At 44.2% G+C, this 13,655-nt stretch carries 14 protein-coding genes; 8 read left to right on the top strand and 6 right to left on the bottom strand.

Going from position 1 to position 13,655, the window contains the following annotated elements; all coding sequences use genetic code 11:
- Positions 1–106: 106 nt before the first annotated feature.
- The 3 genes from PK654_RS19555 to msrP are packed head-to-tail and all read right to left on the bottom strand — an operon-like array spanning position 107 to position 2,401.
- Positions 107–745, bottom strand: coding sequence for a hypothetical protein (locus PK654_RS19555; RefSeq protein ID WP_271698980.1), 639 nt, complete (start codon positions 743–745; stop codon positions 107–109).
- Between the two features lie 43 nt (positions 746–788).
- Positions 789–1,388 (bottom strand): protein-methionine-sulfoxide reductase heme-binding subunit MsrQ, encoded by a 600-nt coding sequence (locus tag PK654_RS19550; RefSeq protein WP_271698978.1) that lies wholly within the window; start codon positions 1,386–1,388, stop codon positions 789–791.
- Positions 1,388–2,401, bottom strand: coding sequence for a protein-methionine-sulfoxide reductase catalytic subunit MsrP (gene msrP, locus PK654_RS19545; protein WP_271698976.1), 1,014 nt, complete (start codon positions 2,399–2,401; stop codon positions 1,388–1,390). The genes PK654_RS19550 and msrP overlap by 1 nt, the downstream gene beginning before the upstream one ends.
- Before the next feature lie 85 nt (positions 2,402–2,486).
- Here msrP and PK654_RS19540 point away from each other — a divergent pair, with 85 nt between their 5' ends.
- The 3 genes from PK654_RS19540 to PK654_RS19530 all read left to right on the top strand — a co-directional run bounded on the left by PK654_RS19540 (position 2,487) and on the right by PK654_RS19530 (position 4,022).
- Positions 2,487–2,735 (top strand): DUF2164 domain-containing protein, encoded by a 249-nt coding sequence (locus PK654_RS19540; protein WP_271698975.1) that lies wholly within the window; start codon positions 2,487–2,489, stop codon positions 2,733–2,735.
- Between the two features lie 181 nt (positions 2,736–2,916).
- The gene (locus PK654_RS19535; protein ID WP_271698973.1) at positions 2,917–3,456 is read left to right on the top strand and encodes a cytochrome b; all 540 of its coding nucleotides are present in this window, start codon (positions 2,917–2,919) and stop codon (positions 3,454–3,456) included.
- Positions 3,453–4,022: a YceI family protein gene (locus PK654_RS19530; RefSeq protein WP_271698971.1), complete on the top strand. Its 570-nt coding sequence runs from the start codon at positions 3,453–3,455 to the stop codon at positions 4,020–4,022. The genes PK654_RS19535 and PK654_RS19530 overlap by 4 nt, the downstream gene beginning before the upstream one ends.
- 69 nt (positions 4,023–4,091) lie before the next feature.
- On the opposite strand, the gene focA is transcribed toward PK654_RS19530, so the two are convergent.
- Positions 4,092–5,513 carry a formate transporter FocA gene (gene focA, locus PK654_RS19525; RefSeq protein ID WP_271698969.1) on the bottom strand — a complete coding sequence of 474 codons (1,422 nt, stop codon included), beginning with the start codon at positions 5,511–5,513 and terminating at the stop codon, positions 4,092–4,094.
- 233 nt (positions 5,514–5,746) lie between these two features.
- Between focA and PK654_RS19520 the strand changes: the two genes are divergently transcribed.
- Positions 5,747–6,652, top strand: a complete 906-nt coding sequence (locus PK654_RS19520) for a LysR substrate-binding domain-containing protein (protein WP_271698967.1) — start codon at positions 5,747–5,749, stop codon at positions 6,650–6,652.
- Between the two features lie 158 nt (positions 6,653–6,810).
- A complete protein-coding gene (locus PK654_RS19515) occupies positions 6,811–7,305 on the top strand; it encodes a DUF1097 domain-containing protein (protein ID WP_271698966.1) in 495 nt (164 codons plus the stop codon).
- Positions 7,306–7,451: 146 nt separating this feature from the next.
- Here PK654_RS19515 and PK654_RS19510 read toward each other — a convergent pair whose 3' ends face one another.
- Positions 7,452–9,092 carry an ATP-dependent endonuclease gene (locus PK654_RS19510; protein ID WP_271698965.1) on the bottom strand — a complete coding sequence of 547 codons (1,641 nt, stop codon included), beginning with the start codon at positions 9,090–9,092 and terminating at the stop codon, positions 7,452–7,454.
- A gap of 216 nt (positions 9,093–9,308) precedes the next feature.
- Here PK654_RS19510 and PK654_RS19505 point away from each other — a divergent pair, with 216 nt between their 5' ends.
- From PK654_RS19505 to PK654_RS19495, 3 genes are all read left to right on the top strand, one after another.
- The gene (locus PK654_RS19505; protein WP_271698964.1) at positions 9,309–11,048 is read left to right on the top strand and encodes a bifunctional metallophosphatase/5'-nucleotidase; all 1,740 of its coding nucleotides are present in this window, start codon (positions 9,309–9,311) and stop codon (positions 11,046–11,048) included.
- A gap of 622 nt (positions 11,049–11,670) precedes the next feature.
- Positions 11,671–11,862, top strand: coding sequence for a hypothetical protein (locus PK654_RS19500; RefSeq protein WP_271698963.1), 192 nt, complete (start codon positions 11,671–11,673; stop codon positions 11,860–11,862).
- Between the two features lie 129 nt (positions 11,863–11,991).
- Positions 11,992–12,378: an ATP-binding protein gene (locus PK654_RS19495; protein ID WP_271698961.1), complete on the top strand. Its 387-nt coding sequence runs from the start codon at positions 11,992–11,994 to the stop codon at positions 12,376–12,378.
- A gap of 246 nt (positions 12,379–12,624) precedes the next feature.
- Here the strand turns inward: PK654_RS19495 and PK654_RS19490 are convergent, their stop codons facing one another.
- Positions 12,625–13,437 carry a hypothetical protein gene (locus PK654_RS19490; RefSeq protein ID WP_271698960.1) on the bottom strand — a complete coding sequence of 271 codons (813 nt, stop codon included), beginning with the start codon at positions 13,435–13,437 and terminating at the stop codon, positions 12,625–12,627.
- Between the last annotated feature and the right edge of the window lie 218 nt (positions 13,438–13,655).

The following is a 13,655-nucleotide window of genomic DNA, read 5'->3' as shown; positions in this document are numbered from 1 at the left end:
TAAAGTGTTGTCAATTGATAAAACTGAAAATGCTATTGCGGTACGGTTTTCGCATAATTAATCGCTGATAATGCTTGTATTTTCAACAATTAACCGTATGTAACTCCTACCTCTGCCACTCCAAAATAGCATAGAGTTGTATATATTTTCTGACCAGTTGTTGATCACTGGAGCGAACTAACGGATGACCGAAACGTAAATAACAGGGCGAGATCTGAAAGTAGTTATCCAAATCATTAACCAATTTTGACTGGCTTTGATAGAGGGATATTCCCTGCTGACTATATTCATTGATATCGTCGGGAAGTTCGCCCATCCACCAGTCAAGAAGTTCACGGCTATGTTTGCTGCGGGAAATCCAGTGGTCGCTTAACAGCACCAGAAGATCATTGGGTTGTATGGCATAGCCATACTCGGCCTGCCATTCACTGATATCACAAAGCAGTTTATTTTTGCATTTAGATGTGGCGCTGCTGAGGTGATGGGTAATCACCCAGACGGTGCCGAGACCGGAAGCGATCCGGTAGTGATGGGGATGCTCCGGAGAAACCACTGTATCGATGGCTTCAAACTGGTTTGGCTGATTAAAGCGGTCAAGGGTACTGGCCATTCGTCTTGCAAACGCTCTTCCCAGATGATGCTCACTCATCCCACGGTTATGAACCGTAGGGTAGTGGTTTTCGCACAGCTTGAGGCAGTCTTTCTGAAAGTCGTGAATAGACTGAATAACCAGATCTTTTAACAAGGGTCTCTCCTGTAACGAAGAGAACACCTCTTCATTCTTTACATTAACTCACCAGCCAGCGACGGATTTTATCTTTTCTGGCCAGCAGTAACAGGCAGGCGAGTAAGATATAGACTGATGGTTCCGTCACAGCGGATTTAACCGACCAATAATAGTGTATCGGACCGATTATGGCTGCGACATAGACCCAATTATGCAACTTTTGCCAGCCTGTGCCAAGGCGTGAACGCATGCCCTTAGTTGAGGTAAGTGACAGAAATAACAATAGAATCCAGCACAGCATACCGAGTACTAAATAGTTTCTGCTGGTGATTTCACCGATGATTAGGTTGAATTCCCATGCCAGATCAAACCAGAAATAGGCCAGCATATGCAGAGTTGCCCAGAAAAAGCTATATAGCCCCAGCAACCGGCGGAAGTGGTACAGGAAACCGAGCTTAAACCACCTTGCAAGGGGGGTAATCATCAAACTGGCAAACAGAGTATGCAAAATACCCTTACCGGTGAAATGAGTGATTTGTTCAACAGGATCTGCCCCCAGATGACCGTTTACCGTAGCAATTACCAGCCATGCCAACGGAATAAGCGAACAGAGGTGCAGAACCAGTTTGATCAGCCAGATGCTCTTTTTACCCGGTTTCATTAGTAGTTCCGTGTTAAATCAAGGCCACTATAAAGAGACGCGACTTCGTCGCCGTAGCCATTAAACATCAGAGTATCCTGACGGGTAGTACTAAGCAGGTTTCCACTGCCGATAAACCGTTCAGAAGCCTGACTCCAGCGGGGGTGATCAACCTGAGGGTTAACGTTGGCATAAAAGCCATACTCGTTGGCAGCCAGTTTGTTCCATGTGGTGTTCGGCTGATACTCCATCAATCTAATTTTCACAATGGATTTAATGCTCTTAAACCCATATTTCCATGGCACAACCAGTCTGAGAGGAGCACCATTCTGCGGGGCTAACGTTTTCCCGTACAGGCCGACAGCCACAAGCGTCAGAGGGTGCATAGCTTCAGCCATGGTAAGCCCTTCAACATAAGGGTACTCAATACCACCGCCAATACGCCTGTCTTTCTGACCCGGCATACGTTCCGGATCATACAAAGTTTGCATTGCCACATACTGGGCGCTTCCTTTCGGATTGGCCAGTTCGATCAGTTTACTGAGGGGAAAGCCAAGCCAGGGTACGTTCATTGACCAAGCTTCAACACATCTGAAACGGTAGATTCTGTCTTCTATATCAAATTTTTTGATGATATCTGCGAAATCAATGGTTGTCGGCTTATGTACTTCTCCGCTGATCTCAACACTCCATGGATCGGTTTTAAAGTTCTGCGCATTTTCCGCTGGCTGATTTTTAGAAGTGCCAAATTCATAGAAGTTGTTATAGGTGAGTATCTTTTTCTCAGGCGTCAGCGTCAGGGAATGATCTGAATAGGGCGAAGTAACAAAGTTTAACGGTGAACGTTTGTCAGCAATTTCGGGCTCTGCCTTGCTGAAAAAATCAAAAATACCGGCCGTTGCCGGGTTAGCGACAGGCGCTGTTGCTGCAACCAAGCCAAGTTTCTTTAGTACATCTCGTCGTTGATGATAGACAGACTCTGAGGTGGATTGACTCTCTTTTAACTGCCAGCTTTTGGGTGACTTTATCAGCATATTACTTCCTTATTTATTCCTTTGCTTTACAGACCCGTTAAACTGATCAGAAATTTCAGTCGATTATTTTTACTAAGGAAAACTTATGTCCGATATTACTTTTACTGCTGCTCAGAAACAGAAGATGGTGCAGGAGTTACAAAACTATTTTGAACAGGAGCTTGATTTCGATTTAGGTCAGTTCGATGCAGATTTCTTGCTGGACTTTATAAGTAACAAGTTTGGCGCGGTTTACTACAATCAGGGAGTAAGGGATGCACAAACGGTTATGGAACGAAAAATGTTGGATATTTCTGATGAGTTATATCAGATTGAGCAGGAAACCGACCTCTAATCTAGAAATAGGTTTCCTATCTATTTGTAAATAAACGTAAATGAAAACATCAAATAAATTGATGTTTTTAAGCAAATTTAATCGCTTTTTCTTCACCTATACATGCTCAATACTATTTGAAAAGAGATTTATTCGCATTTGGGCTTAGTCCGGATGTTTTCAGTAATAGTCAGAGATGTGTATGGAACAGGTCGTCAAACAATATAATTTCACCTCAAGAGTACTTCACTGGGTTTCTGCCATTGTTATCATCGGCATGTTTGCCCTCGGTTTATGGATGATGGAGCTTACTTACTACAGCTCCTGGTATCAGGTGGCACCTCACTGGCATAAATCCGTTGGCTTAGTTCTGGCCGGAGTAACTCTGTTCCGTTTAGCATGGAAGCTGGTGACAGCGTCACCAAAAATCGAAGGGAAGCCCCTTGAGATCATAGCAGCCAAAGCGGTACATCATGTTATGTATCTTCTGTTTTTCGTTCTGTTTATTTCCGGCTATCTGATTTCTACCTCCGACGGTCGGGGTATAGAAGTTTTCAATTGGTTTGTAGTGCCTTCTGCCGGTGAGTTATTTGCTGATCAGTCGGTTATTGCAGGTCAGGTTCACTACTACACTGCATTTATATTGATTGGATTGGCAGTGGTTCATGCGCTTGCAGCGCTTAAACATCACTTTGTTGATAAAGATGACACGCTACGAAAAATGACAGGAGCGATTAAATGAAAAAACAACTTTTAACTATGGGACTAGCATTAGCAGTAGCAATGCCATTAAGCGTTAACGCAGCAGATTACGTGATCGATACAAAAGGTGCGCACGCGTCAATTAACTTTAATGCCAGCCATTTGGGTTACAGCTTTATTAAAGGCCGTTTTAACAAGTTTTCTGGTGATTTCTCATATGATGCTAATGACATTGGCTCATCTAAAGTAAATGTTTTTATTGATACCACAAGCATTGATACTAACCACGCTGAGCGTGATAAGCACCTACGTAGTGCTGATTTCATCGACGCCGGTAAGTATCCTGACGCTAAGTTTGTCAGTACTAAAATCACGGATAAAGGTAACGGCAATATCGATGTAGCTGGTGACCTGACTCTATACGGTAAAACCAAGCCAGTCGTTATCGATGCTAAGTTTATCGGTGAAGGCAAAGACCCTTGGGGTGGTTACCGCGTTGGTTTTGTTGGCACAACAACCCTGCAGCTTAAAGACTTTGGTATGAAAGCTATGGGAGCGATATCAAGTGTTGATATGGAATTGATTATTGAAGGCGTGCGTAAATAAGTTGTACGTTGAAACATAGACACAGTAAAGGTGCCACTTTAGTTGGCACCTTTTTCGTTTCTGCTAATTTTATGCGGTAGCGAGTTCTGTTTCTGATTGTTGCTGATAGCTGCTCTCGCCATATATAGAACGTAAGGCCCCGATCACTTCCTGACGGGACACTACGCCGACAAGTTGCTCATTACGGATCACCGGAAGAATATTAGGGCGGGTAACCCTGGCATTTTTAGCTCTCTCCTCCAGAGAAAGGCTGGTTAGTTGAGTGGCGATCCCCATAGAAGTAGTTGGATAGATTTGATCTTTGTCTATGGACATAAACTCGACAATATTCACCAATGACTCTTCGCTATTGATGGCAGTAACATCGCGGCTCATCAGTTCACCAACTAACTGAGTGGCAGGCGGAAGATAATCGTTGCACCAAAGATCAACCATTACATTGTGCACAGAGAAAAAGCCGATTAGCTGACCAAACTGTGTCACCACAGGGGCTCCGTCAATTTTGTGCTGAGTTAGTGTATCTATAGCGGCTTCTACCGGCATATCAGCGGTTAATGTCACTGGGTTGGCGTTCATAATCTGTTGGGCATTTAAATGGGTGTTCATGGTGAGTTCCTTAACTGACGAAGTAAGTTGTTGTGAAGATATCTGGCTTATTTGAGTGATTTTCAGAGTTGGCTTACGGTAGATAAACCAGTTGGTCAGACCGACTAAAATGGCTCCGCCGATAATGTTGCCTATGGTTACCGGAACAAGGTTTGCGCTGATAAAGTGAGAAACACTAAGGTCACTAAACTGCGCAGGCGTACTGCCAATCTGAGCCCAGAAGGCATCAGGTGCCGTTGACTGAATTACGATGCCCAGCGGCACCATAAACATGTTGGCAACACAGTGTTCAAAACCGCTGCTGACAAACATAGCCACAGGTAACATCACCAAAAATGCTTTGGTCAGGGCATTACTGCTACTGAAAGTGAGCCAGATAGCAAGGCAGACCAGCAAGTTACACAAAATTCCGAGGGAGACTGCTTGTACCGGTGTGTGGTGCAGTTTGTGCTGGGCAATAAGCAGGGCATTCAGACCCCACTGACCGTTGTCGAGCTGATACAGGCCTGCAAGGGTAACCAGTGTTAACAGCAACAGAGCACCGACAAAGTTACCGGCATAGACAAGTGCCCATCGCTTAACCATAGCTGAGAAGCTAATCTCTTTGTTGGCCCAGCTGATACTGGTCAGTACTGAGCTGGTAAAGAGCTCGGCTCCGCAGAGTACGATAAGGATCAGCCCCATACTAAAGGCAAGTCCGCCAAGTACACGGTTTGCTCCCCAACTGCCGCTGCTTCCGGTCGTCGCTGTTATATAGAACAGAAAAGCCAGCCCGATGAAAATCCCGGCCATCACTGCGAGAGAAAGAACAGTGCCGGGGCTTTTGGTCGCCTTTTTAACGGCAAACTTTTCAGCCTGCTCCATCATCTCTGAAGGTGAAAACATAATATTTACCCTCCTGAAGTAAGCTTGTTATGTCTGCATAGTTGCGGTGTGTGTGTCATTGAGTCTCCTTAGGTTTCTGATCCCGGCAAACTGTTCGCCGGCTTGGTAATCAGCTTAAGGGTGAGAAGATGGAGAGGTAAAATTGATAATATTTAAAAGATCTATCAAATAGTTTGATATGACAAATGTCGGTATGTAACAATATGCTTATCTTGCAGCAAGGAAGTGTCTTTATGCGTTATTCACTTAAACAACTCACCGTATTTGAAGCTGTGGCCGACAGCGGAAGCGTAAGTCTGGCAGCGGAAAAACTCTCGTTAACTCAGTCAGCCACCAGTATGTCTCTTGCCCAGCTGGAAAAGATGCTGGGAAGACCTCTGTTTGAACGTCAGGGGAAGAGAATGGCGTTAACCCACTGGGGCGTCTGGCTTCGTCCTAAGGCCAAGCGCCTGTTGCAGGACGCTCAGCAGATTGAACTGGGCTTTGTAGAGCAACACCTTATCAGCGGCGAGATTCGTTTAGGTGCCAGCCAGACACCGGCAGAACACCTTGTCCCTGACCTTATCAGTACCATTGATAACGATTTTCCGGAAATAAGAATCAACCTTGGTGTGCAAAGTACCAAAGGGGTGATCGATTCTGTTCTTAACTACCATTACGACTTAGGCATTATTGAAGGGCGCTGTGACGACAGCCGAATACATCAGGAAGTGTGGTGCCGGGATCATCTGACGGTTGTGGTAGCGGCACACCATCCGTTTGCCAAGAGTGAATCCGTTAGTCTGGCACAACTTGAACAGGCAAAATGGGTTCTGCGCGAGATAGGATCCGGTACCCGCAAGATTTTTGATAGCTCTATTCATCATCTTATTTCTGATCTGGATGTGTGGCGTGAGTACGAGCACGTGCCTGTATTGAGAAGTATGGTGGCAAACGGTTCATACCTTACCTGTCTGCCTTATCTGGATGTCGCCAGATATATAGAGAGCGGTAAACTGGTTGCCCTAAATGTGCCGGAACTGAAAATGGAACGCACTCTCTCTTTTATATGGCGTGCTGATATGGCGGAAAATCCATTGGCGGACTGTATAAAGAGGGAAGGGCAGAGAATGATGCAGGGCCAGCCTAGCGTATTTTGAGTTATATTACCTGAATCTGTTGATTAACCGCTTGCGTCACAAAAACAGTGAAATGTAATTTTATATACATTCACAAAAGTGATCTATGTCACTCCAATATTAGTCGTTCATCATTAAACTACCGCCTTGTTTAACGCACGTGTGACATGGTGGTGCTTATGAACGTCTTGTTAGCAATTTCTATTACAACAGGCATTCTTTCAGGTATCTGGGGATGGCTATCAATTTCTCTGGGTTTAATTACATGGGCAGGCTTTTTAGGCTGTACCAGTTATTTCGCTTCTCCGAAGGACGGTCTTAAGGGACTGGCCTCAAGTCTGATCACCAATATGTCCGGCGTATTCTGGGCCATGGTTATTATCCAGCTGTCGACCTTAATCAATATCGAGATTATCGGTTATGTGGTAACGGCTATTGTTGCCTTCTTTATGTGTATTCAGGCCAACAAGAGTTGGTTAGCTTATATTCCAGGCACTTTTATTGGCTGTTGCGCGACGTTTGCTGCCAATGGCGAGTGGATGTTAGTTGTTCCTTCTATTCTGTTGGGTGGTGTATTCGGCTACCTGATGAAAGCTTCTGGTATTGCTCTTAAAGAGGCATTAGATAAAAGCCCAAAGCAAGAGATTGAAGGTTCAGGCCAAGTAACAAATTAATTTGATCTGCTTGTTAGCAGTTCGCATTTGAAGTATCCCGTTTTGTTATCAGATTATTTGATAGTGAAGCATGCCGGCTGGCATGCTTTTTTTTTGCCTCCGTTTTTTCCCGGAGCTGTTATTTTAACTTAAAGGGTAATAACCGTTTAAGTATTACCATTTGCCATGGTTATCACTCTTTTTAGTGTCCAGCGAATCAACACTGGTACTGACTCCGGTCCTCTCTCCTCACAGTAAGAGACAATGGCCAGCGCTAAGTCAGGTTTAGCAAATTTCTTAAGAGCTTTTACGATAACCTTCTTGGCCGGAATAGGATGATCCTGCGGGATCTTCACCAGTTCCTTAAAGAACTGCTCAAAACCATGGGCATAAAGGAAGTGCTCTATATCTTTATCAGGCAACTCGGTGAGCCTGTGCTTATCGCCGTCTCTCCCCAACTGAGAGCGCACCGTTGCGGCGTATTTTTTGCCGGCGGTATCACCGTCAGTAACGACATGCCAGTCAATTTCGTACGCTTTGGCCACCTTTATCAAAGATTTAAGGCCGGATTGGGCAAACTCAATTATCTGCACCCCTTCGGAGGCAAGGTTATAGCCACACAGTTTAGCCAGTTCGTTAAACAGCCAGACTTCGGTTTCACCTTCTACCAGCAACCAGCAGCGGGCAAACAGCGCACTGGAGCGGTGGAAACGGATATGAAAACCAACGCGGCGAACCTCATCCTTACTCAATAACTTTGCCGGAATGGACTTAGCAATGGTTCTGTCCGGTTTACGCACCAGTCGGCGAATAGATTGCAAAGGGACAGAGGCGAGCAGATCAGCACTGTTGGTGGTGAGTATTTTCTGGGTCGGAACCAATTGAAGTAAGCTCCACGCCCGTGAAAGATGAGTGGGATGAAGGCGCCCTTCCGGGTCTTCCAGAATCAGTATCGGTCTGGCGCAGCGTCTAAGCTCATTGGGTCCTTTCGCCTGCAGATAAGAGTTAAGCAGGATAAGAACCAGCAGCCGCGTTTGGTTATCTTTGGTTTCTTCTATTACCTGATTAAGGCCGCCGGAGTTATTGCCAGTAGTGGTCTGTAAAAGACTGTCCCGTTGTCTTCGCGGATTCTTACGGCTGGTATTTTTAAATGAGAAATAGTGATCCACCAGACTCTGCATTGAGGTCAGGCTGCTCTTAATTTCTCCTTTGTTAACATGGCCGGGTTTAGCCAGCAAGCGTCGGCAGGTGTTTTCGATTCTCCTTTCAATTCTGGAATTCTTTACTTCATCATTCGCACTTATGCTTTTACGATCAAACCGCCTTGCATCCCGCAGGCGAATCACAGGGTGCAGGGTCATTAGCTCCTGAGCCAGTTTTTCTGAATGATGCAACATCAAAGGGTTACCCTGATTATCTAAAAAGCTGTAACGGGTAGTGATTTTATATTGATCACGGGTAGCGCTTACCCGGTAGATAATACGCTTTTGTCCGTACTCATCTTCAATCCATATCGGTTTAAGACGCTTATAGCGGCCTGATAGTTCTTCTCCGTCAAAGCTTGGATAAAATGAGATAATGATTTGTAGATGTTGAGTCTGAGGATGGGCGATAGAGTAATCGACATGAAAATCCTGCATCTCAAACTCATAAAGTTCCGCCTCTGCTGGCAGAGCCACGGCTAAAGCGTCCAGCAAAGAAGATTTACCCCAGGTGTTTTCCCCGATTAGGGTGGTAAGTTCATCGAAGTTAAGTGAGAGCCGTTTAATTCCACGAAAGCCTGATATTTCTATCCGTTCTAACTGCATACATGCTCCTTCTTACACTTAAAGCATAACCGAGATCGTGAGATTTCGCCTAAGTGCCTATCACACTTCAAGTTTATGCCAAAAAATAAAAGTTGTGAAAAAGAGATGTGAAAGGAGTAAGATACCGGACTTAATAATCCGTGCGGCTATCATAAGCTTGTCACAAAAGGTTACCAACATAGCCCTCTTATCAGGGTTTAAGAGAAAACGCAGTAGATGAACGCAGCCAACAAGCCGGTAAAGATTACGCTGGCGCATATCAATGACACTCACTCCTACTTTGAGCCCCAGTCATTGCAGCTCTCTATGCAGATAGAGAGTCAGACCATTCAGCCATTTGTTAGTAATGGTGGTTTCGCCCGCATCGCAAGCCGTGCTAAGCAGTTAAAACAGAGCGCGACAGAGCAGGGGCGTGAGTTTATCTTTCTCCACGCAGGCGACTGTTTTCAGGGCACACTCTATTTTTCTCTATTTAAGGGCGAGGCTAATGCACGCTTGCTGAATGCTCTTGAACCGGATGCAATGGCGTTAGGTAATCACGAGCTGGATATGGGTAACCAACCGGTCGCTGAGTTCTTAAACCGCATCCGGTTTCCGTTACTGGCAGGAAACTGGGATTTAAGCAATGAAAACCCACATAAGCCTCTTCCTATCAAAGGGCACGACAAACTTTATGCTCTCGACTCTTCAGGCTGCGCGCGCTACCTGATTAAACAAGTAAACGACGAGAGGATAGCCATTTTTGGCGTGTCATTGGATTTAATGGCAGAGATTTCCAATCCTGATCCGGATACCTCTTTTGCCGAGGTTTATAGCGTAGTGAAAAGTACGGTAGAGCATATTCGCAGTCAGGGAATCAATAAGATCATCCTGTTGAGCCACCTGGGTTTCGAGGCTGATGTTGAGCTGGCCGGTAAGGTTGATGGCATTGCTGTTATTGTTGGCGGTCATTCCCATACTTTGATGGGTGATTTTTCTGATCTGGGTTTAGCAAAAGAGTGTGACTACGGTTTTAAGGTAAATAATACCCGTATTGTTCAGGCTGGGGGTCATGCGCAAGCTATCGGCCACTGCGAAATAGATTTTGCCGCTGACGGCAGTGTTGAAGCTTTCAGGGGCAAAAACGAGCTGTTAATCGGTCGTCGTCTCTGTCTGGATGCAACATTAACTCAAAGCCACGACGATGATGTTCATCAACAGGCTAAAGACAAATTAAGCCAACACCCCAATGTGCTTATCTGCAAAAAAGACGCTGATGTGCACGCTTTGCTGTGCGACCGGTACCAGCCACAGGTGCGTAAGCTGCAACAAACAGTATTAGCGGAAGCACGCTATCCGTTACGCCATGTGCGTATACCTGATGCTCTGGGTGGTAGTGAACTTGTTCCGCTGGTGGCGGAGTCTTTCCACTATATGATGGAGCAGCAGGGCTTTGAGGTTGAATTTGCCATTCATAACGCAGGAGGGATAAGAACATCTCTCAATCCGGGCAAAATTACAGAGGCAGATATTGCCGGAAAGCTATTGCCTTTTGCCGTTCCAATCGGTGTTTATCAGATAAAAGGCAAATACATTGCTGAGATGCTGGAAGGGGCGATCAACAATGCCACTAATAATGGCGTAGTCGGTACTGGTTCAGGCAGCTACCCTTATACCTACAACCTTGATTTCACTTACCATGCCCACCTTCCGGCCGGCGAAAGGATCTGTGATCTTAGCATTTACAAGCAAGGTGAGGGCTGGCAGAAAGTAGAGCCAGAGAAGCTATATAACGGCACCTCCTCTGCTTATACCATGAAAGGCAAGGAGGGTTATTCGGCCATTACTAAAATGGAAGGTGACTGCACCATTAGCGGATTTTCCATGGCAGATTGCTTTACCGAGTTTCTCAGGGCTAATCCCGACAGGTTAAACAGTGTTGCCGCAAAGCAGCGCGCTGGTGATAATCTGGCTTAATTAATTCTGGCACACAGTTTGCTTATTAAATAACCGTATTGAAACGGTTACCGGCATTAAGGGTAAAACCGAATAGCAAATTGATTCCGGAGTAGCTTATGTGGATTAAAGACTGGATGGATACCGCCGTGATAGTCGGCTGGGTAAGTGCATGGTCTGCACTGGTGTATTTAGTTCCCCTCGCAGGAATGTAAAAAGAGAGCCGTAAGGCTCTTTTTTTGTGTCTGATGGCGGTTGAATACTGCTCTCCTTGCTTACCTGGATAGAAAGACCATTGCAACAGCATTTAAAGCCAGTGGTTAATGTGTGAGATTGTGTCAAAAAGCAAATGTGATTTGGATAACCTTTTATTATCCAAATAAGTTTGGAAAGAAATATTTTAGGTTAATAAAATGTTTCTTTCTGGAGGTGTTATCAGCCAATAAATCGCAATATGCATAAAAATAACTAGATAATGAAAAAAAACAGCTTAATGGGAATATATATTCACTTGTGTGTTGCGTAATTGTAACATTAGAAAAACTTATCTGGATATCCAAATTTTGTCACTTAATTTTACCCCTGATTAGGCCTAAAATTCCTTTATCAAATCAGTAATCAGAATTAAATCAGAGAGGCGCTTATGGCTCAGGTAATGCACGCGAACGACATCGTAGTTCCAACCTCTATGGATAAGAAAACCTACGCGGTTAACATCAAAGGATTGATTGCTCATATACTAGATATTCTTGTAGGTAAGGGTGAAGTAGAAAAGTCTTACTATTCAAGTGAACTATCTGGTCACATGCAGAGAGATTTGGGTATTTACCGATAACCTGCATAAACTAATTTTAAAAGCCCCGTGCAATTGTTGTGCGGGGCTTTTTGCTTTTCAGGACAACAGCATTTAGTTTTTTGCTTAAAGCAATATAATGCCCGCTGATGCAAATAATCGAAAAATAAAATGGCACAAAAAATCATATTGATTCGTGGACTGCCGGGCTCAGGAAAGTCGACTTTAGCTAAAAAACTGGCAACTGAGCTGGATGCTGCTCATCTTGAAGCAGACATGTATTTTATAAATGAACAGGGAGAATATCTTTTTGATGCCGAGAAGCTGCCACAAGCCCACTCATGGTGCCAAACCAGCACGGAGCAAGAACTAACACGGGGCAGAACCGTTATTGTGGCGAACACCTTTGTGCGCAGATGGGAGATGGATGCCTACCATCAGTTAGCCGCAAAGTTAAATGTGCCGATTGAAGTAAGAGTCTGCACTGGTCGCTTCAAAAATATACACGGTGTAAGTAAGCAAACCATCAGCAAAATGCGCCAGAGATGGCAGAAATAAGTAAAAAGCCCGCAACGACAATGTCACTGCGGGCTTTTTGCGTTAGAAACCTTTGAGAGAAACTAACCAGGCAACTCTAACATACAATCTCATTAATAAGAAAGAGAAATGTCTTAAAAATGAAACTGTTGTGAGAGTTATCATTTGTTACGGGTAAACCTTCTGCTGGAAAATCTGCTTGAAACTTTATAAGTATAAGAAATACCCACTATGAAATGGGCATTTTGAAAAACTAGTTAGCTAAAATTAACAAGCGATTTTTTGGTACTTAACCTTTTCTGTACTAATTTCCATATCACTTCTGAATCTCAGCTTTTTGTGTTTGTGTCGATTCTTCAGATATTTCTTTTTCGCTTTTTCAGAGTCTTGGATTACTTTTTTAACATCGATTGGCGGAGCTTCTGGTGCAGAGGAAGTCGTGCAGCCAGAGAATTTCACTTTACTCATGTCTCCTCCCAGTTCGCCAGTTTGCATGGAAATAATAAGCTGTTCTGCTAATGAGTATATATTTTGCACAGTCTGATTTCCAGCTTGCTCTATGTGCTCAAAGTAATTGTCGCCATCTAGGGTATTGCGATAATAAGACACAGGTTCTGCTGATTGCGGGTCAATCTTTATCGCTTCATGTACCGACTCGACAACATTGTAGGAGTTTTGATAGTGGTGAATAGCATGGCCGCCTCCTGAACCGCCATAAATGGCTCCGTGACGATTTAGCACACCAATTTGATTAACTGGCTCCCAACCTTCGAGAATTATTTCGACATAACCAAACTCAACATATCCAAGATTAGCAGCGTTTTGAGACTGTACTTCATATTGGTCAGGATTAAGGATAACTAGCGAAAACGCTTGATGCAAAACTATCTGTTCGTATGATCCACAATAAAATATGACTTTCGGAGCACCTACCTTTTCAACTTGTTCATCGTTTTCGAACACATCGAGTGAAGGAACAAATAAATACTTGTTAAGCGTAACGTCTATAGGTTTTCCAAATTTATCCGACCACATGGAATCGCATGCGCCAGTGCTGTCATCGATAAGTAATGTTGTCATTGCAACTCCATAATTACCTACTACACATACCCTACGATACGGCGTTCACCTGAAATGGGAATATATCGGTAGGGCTCTTTCGGTTCACCTATCAACATGGAATGAAAAATACTACTTTGGTGAGCGGATTATATGATGGTTACTTTTTATTTTTTGCTCATTAGACGTACTGAATGCCTTCAAAATTCGTTAAAAAAGGCGCTAATCAGCGCCTTTTC

Origin of the sequence: Vibrio sp. SCSIO 43137 (assembly GCF_028201475.1) — a bacterium.
In the GTDB taxonomy this organism is placed as follows: Bacteria; Pseudomonadota; Gammaproteobacteria; order Enterobacterales; family Vibrionaceae; genus Vibrio.
This window is presented reverse-complemented; position numbering and strand designations above follow the sequence as displayed.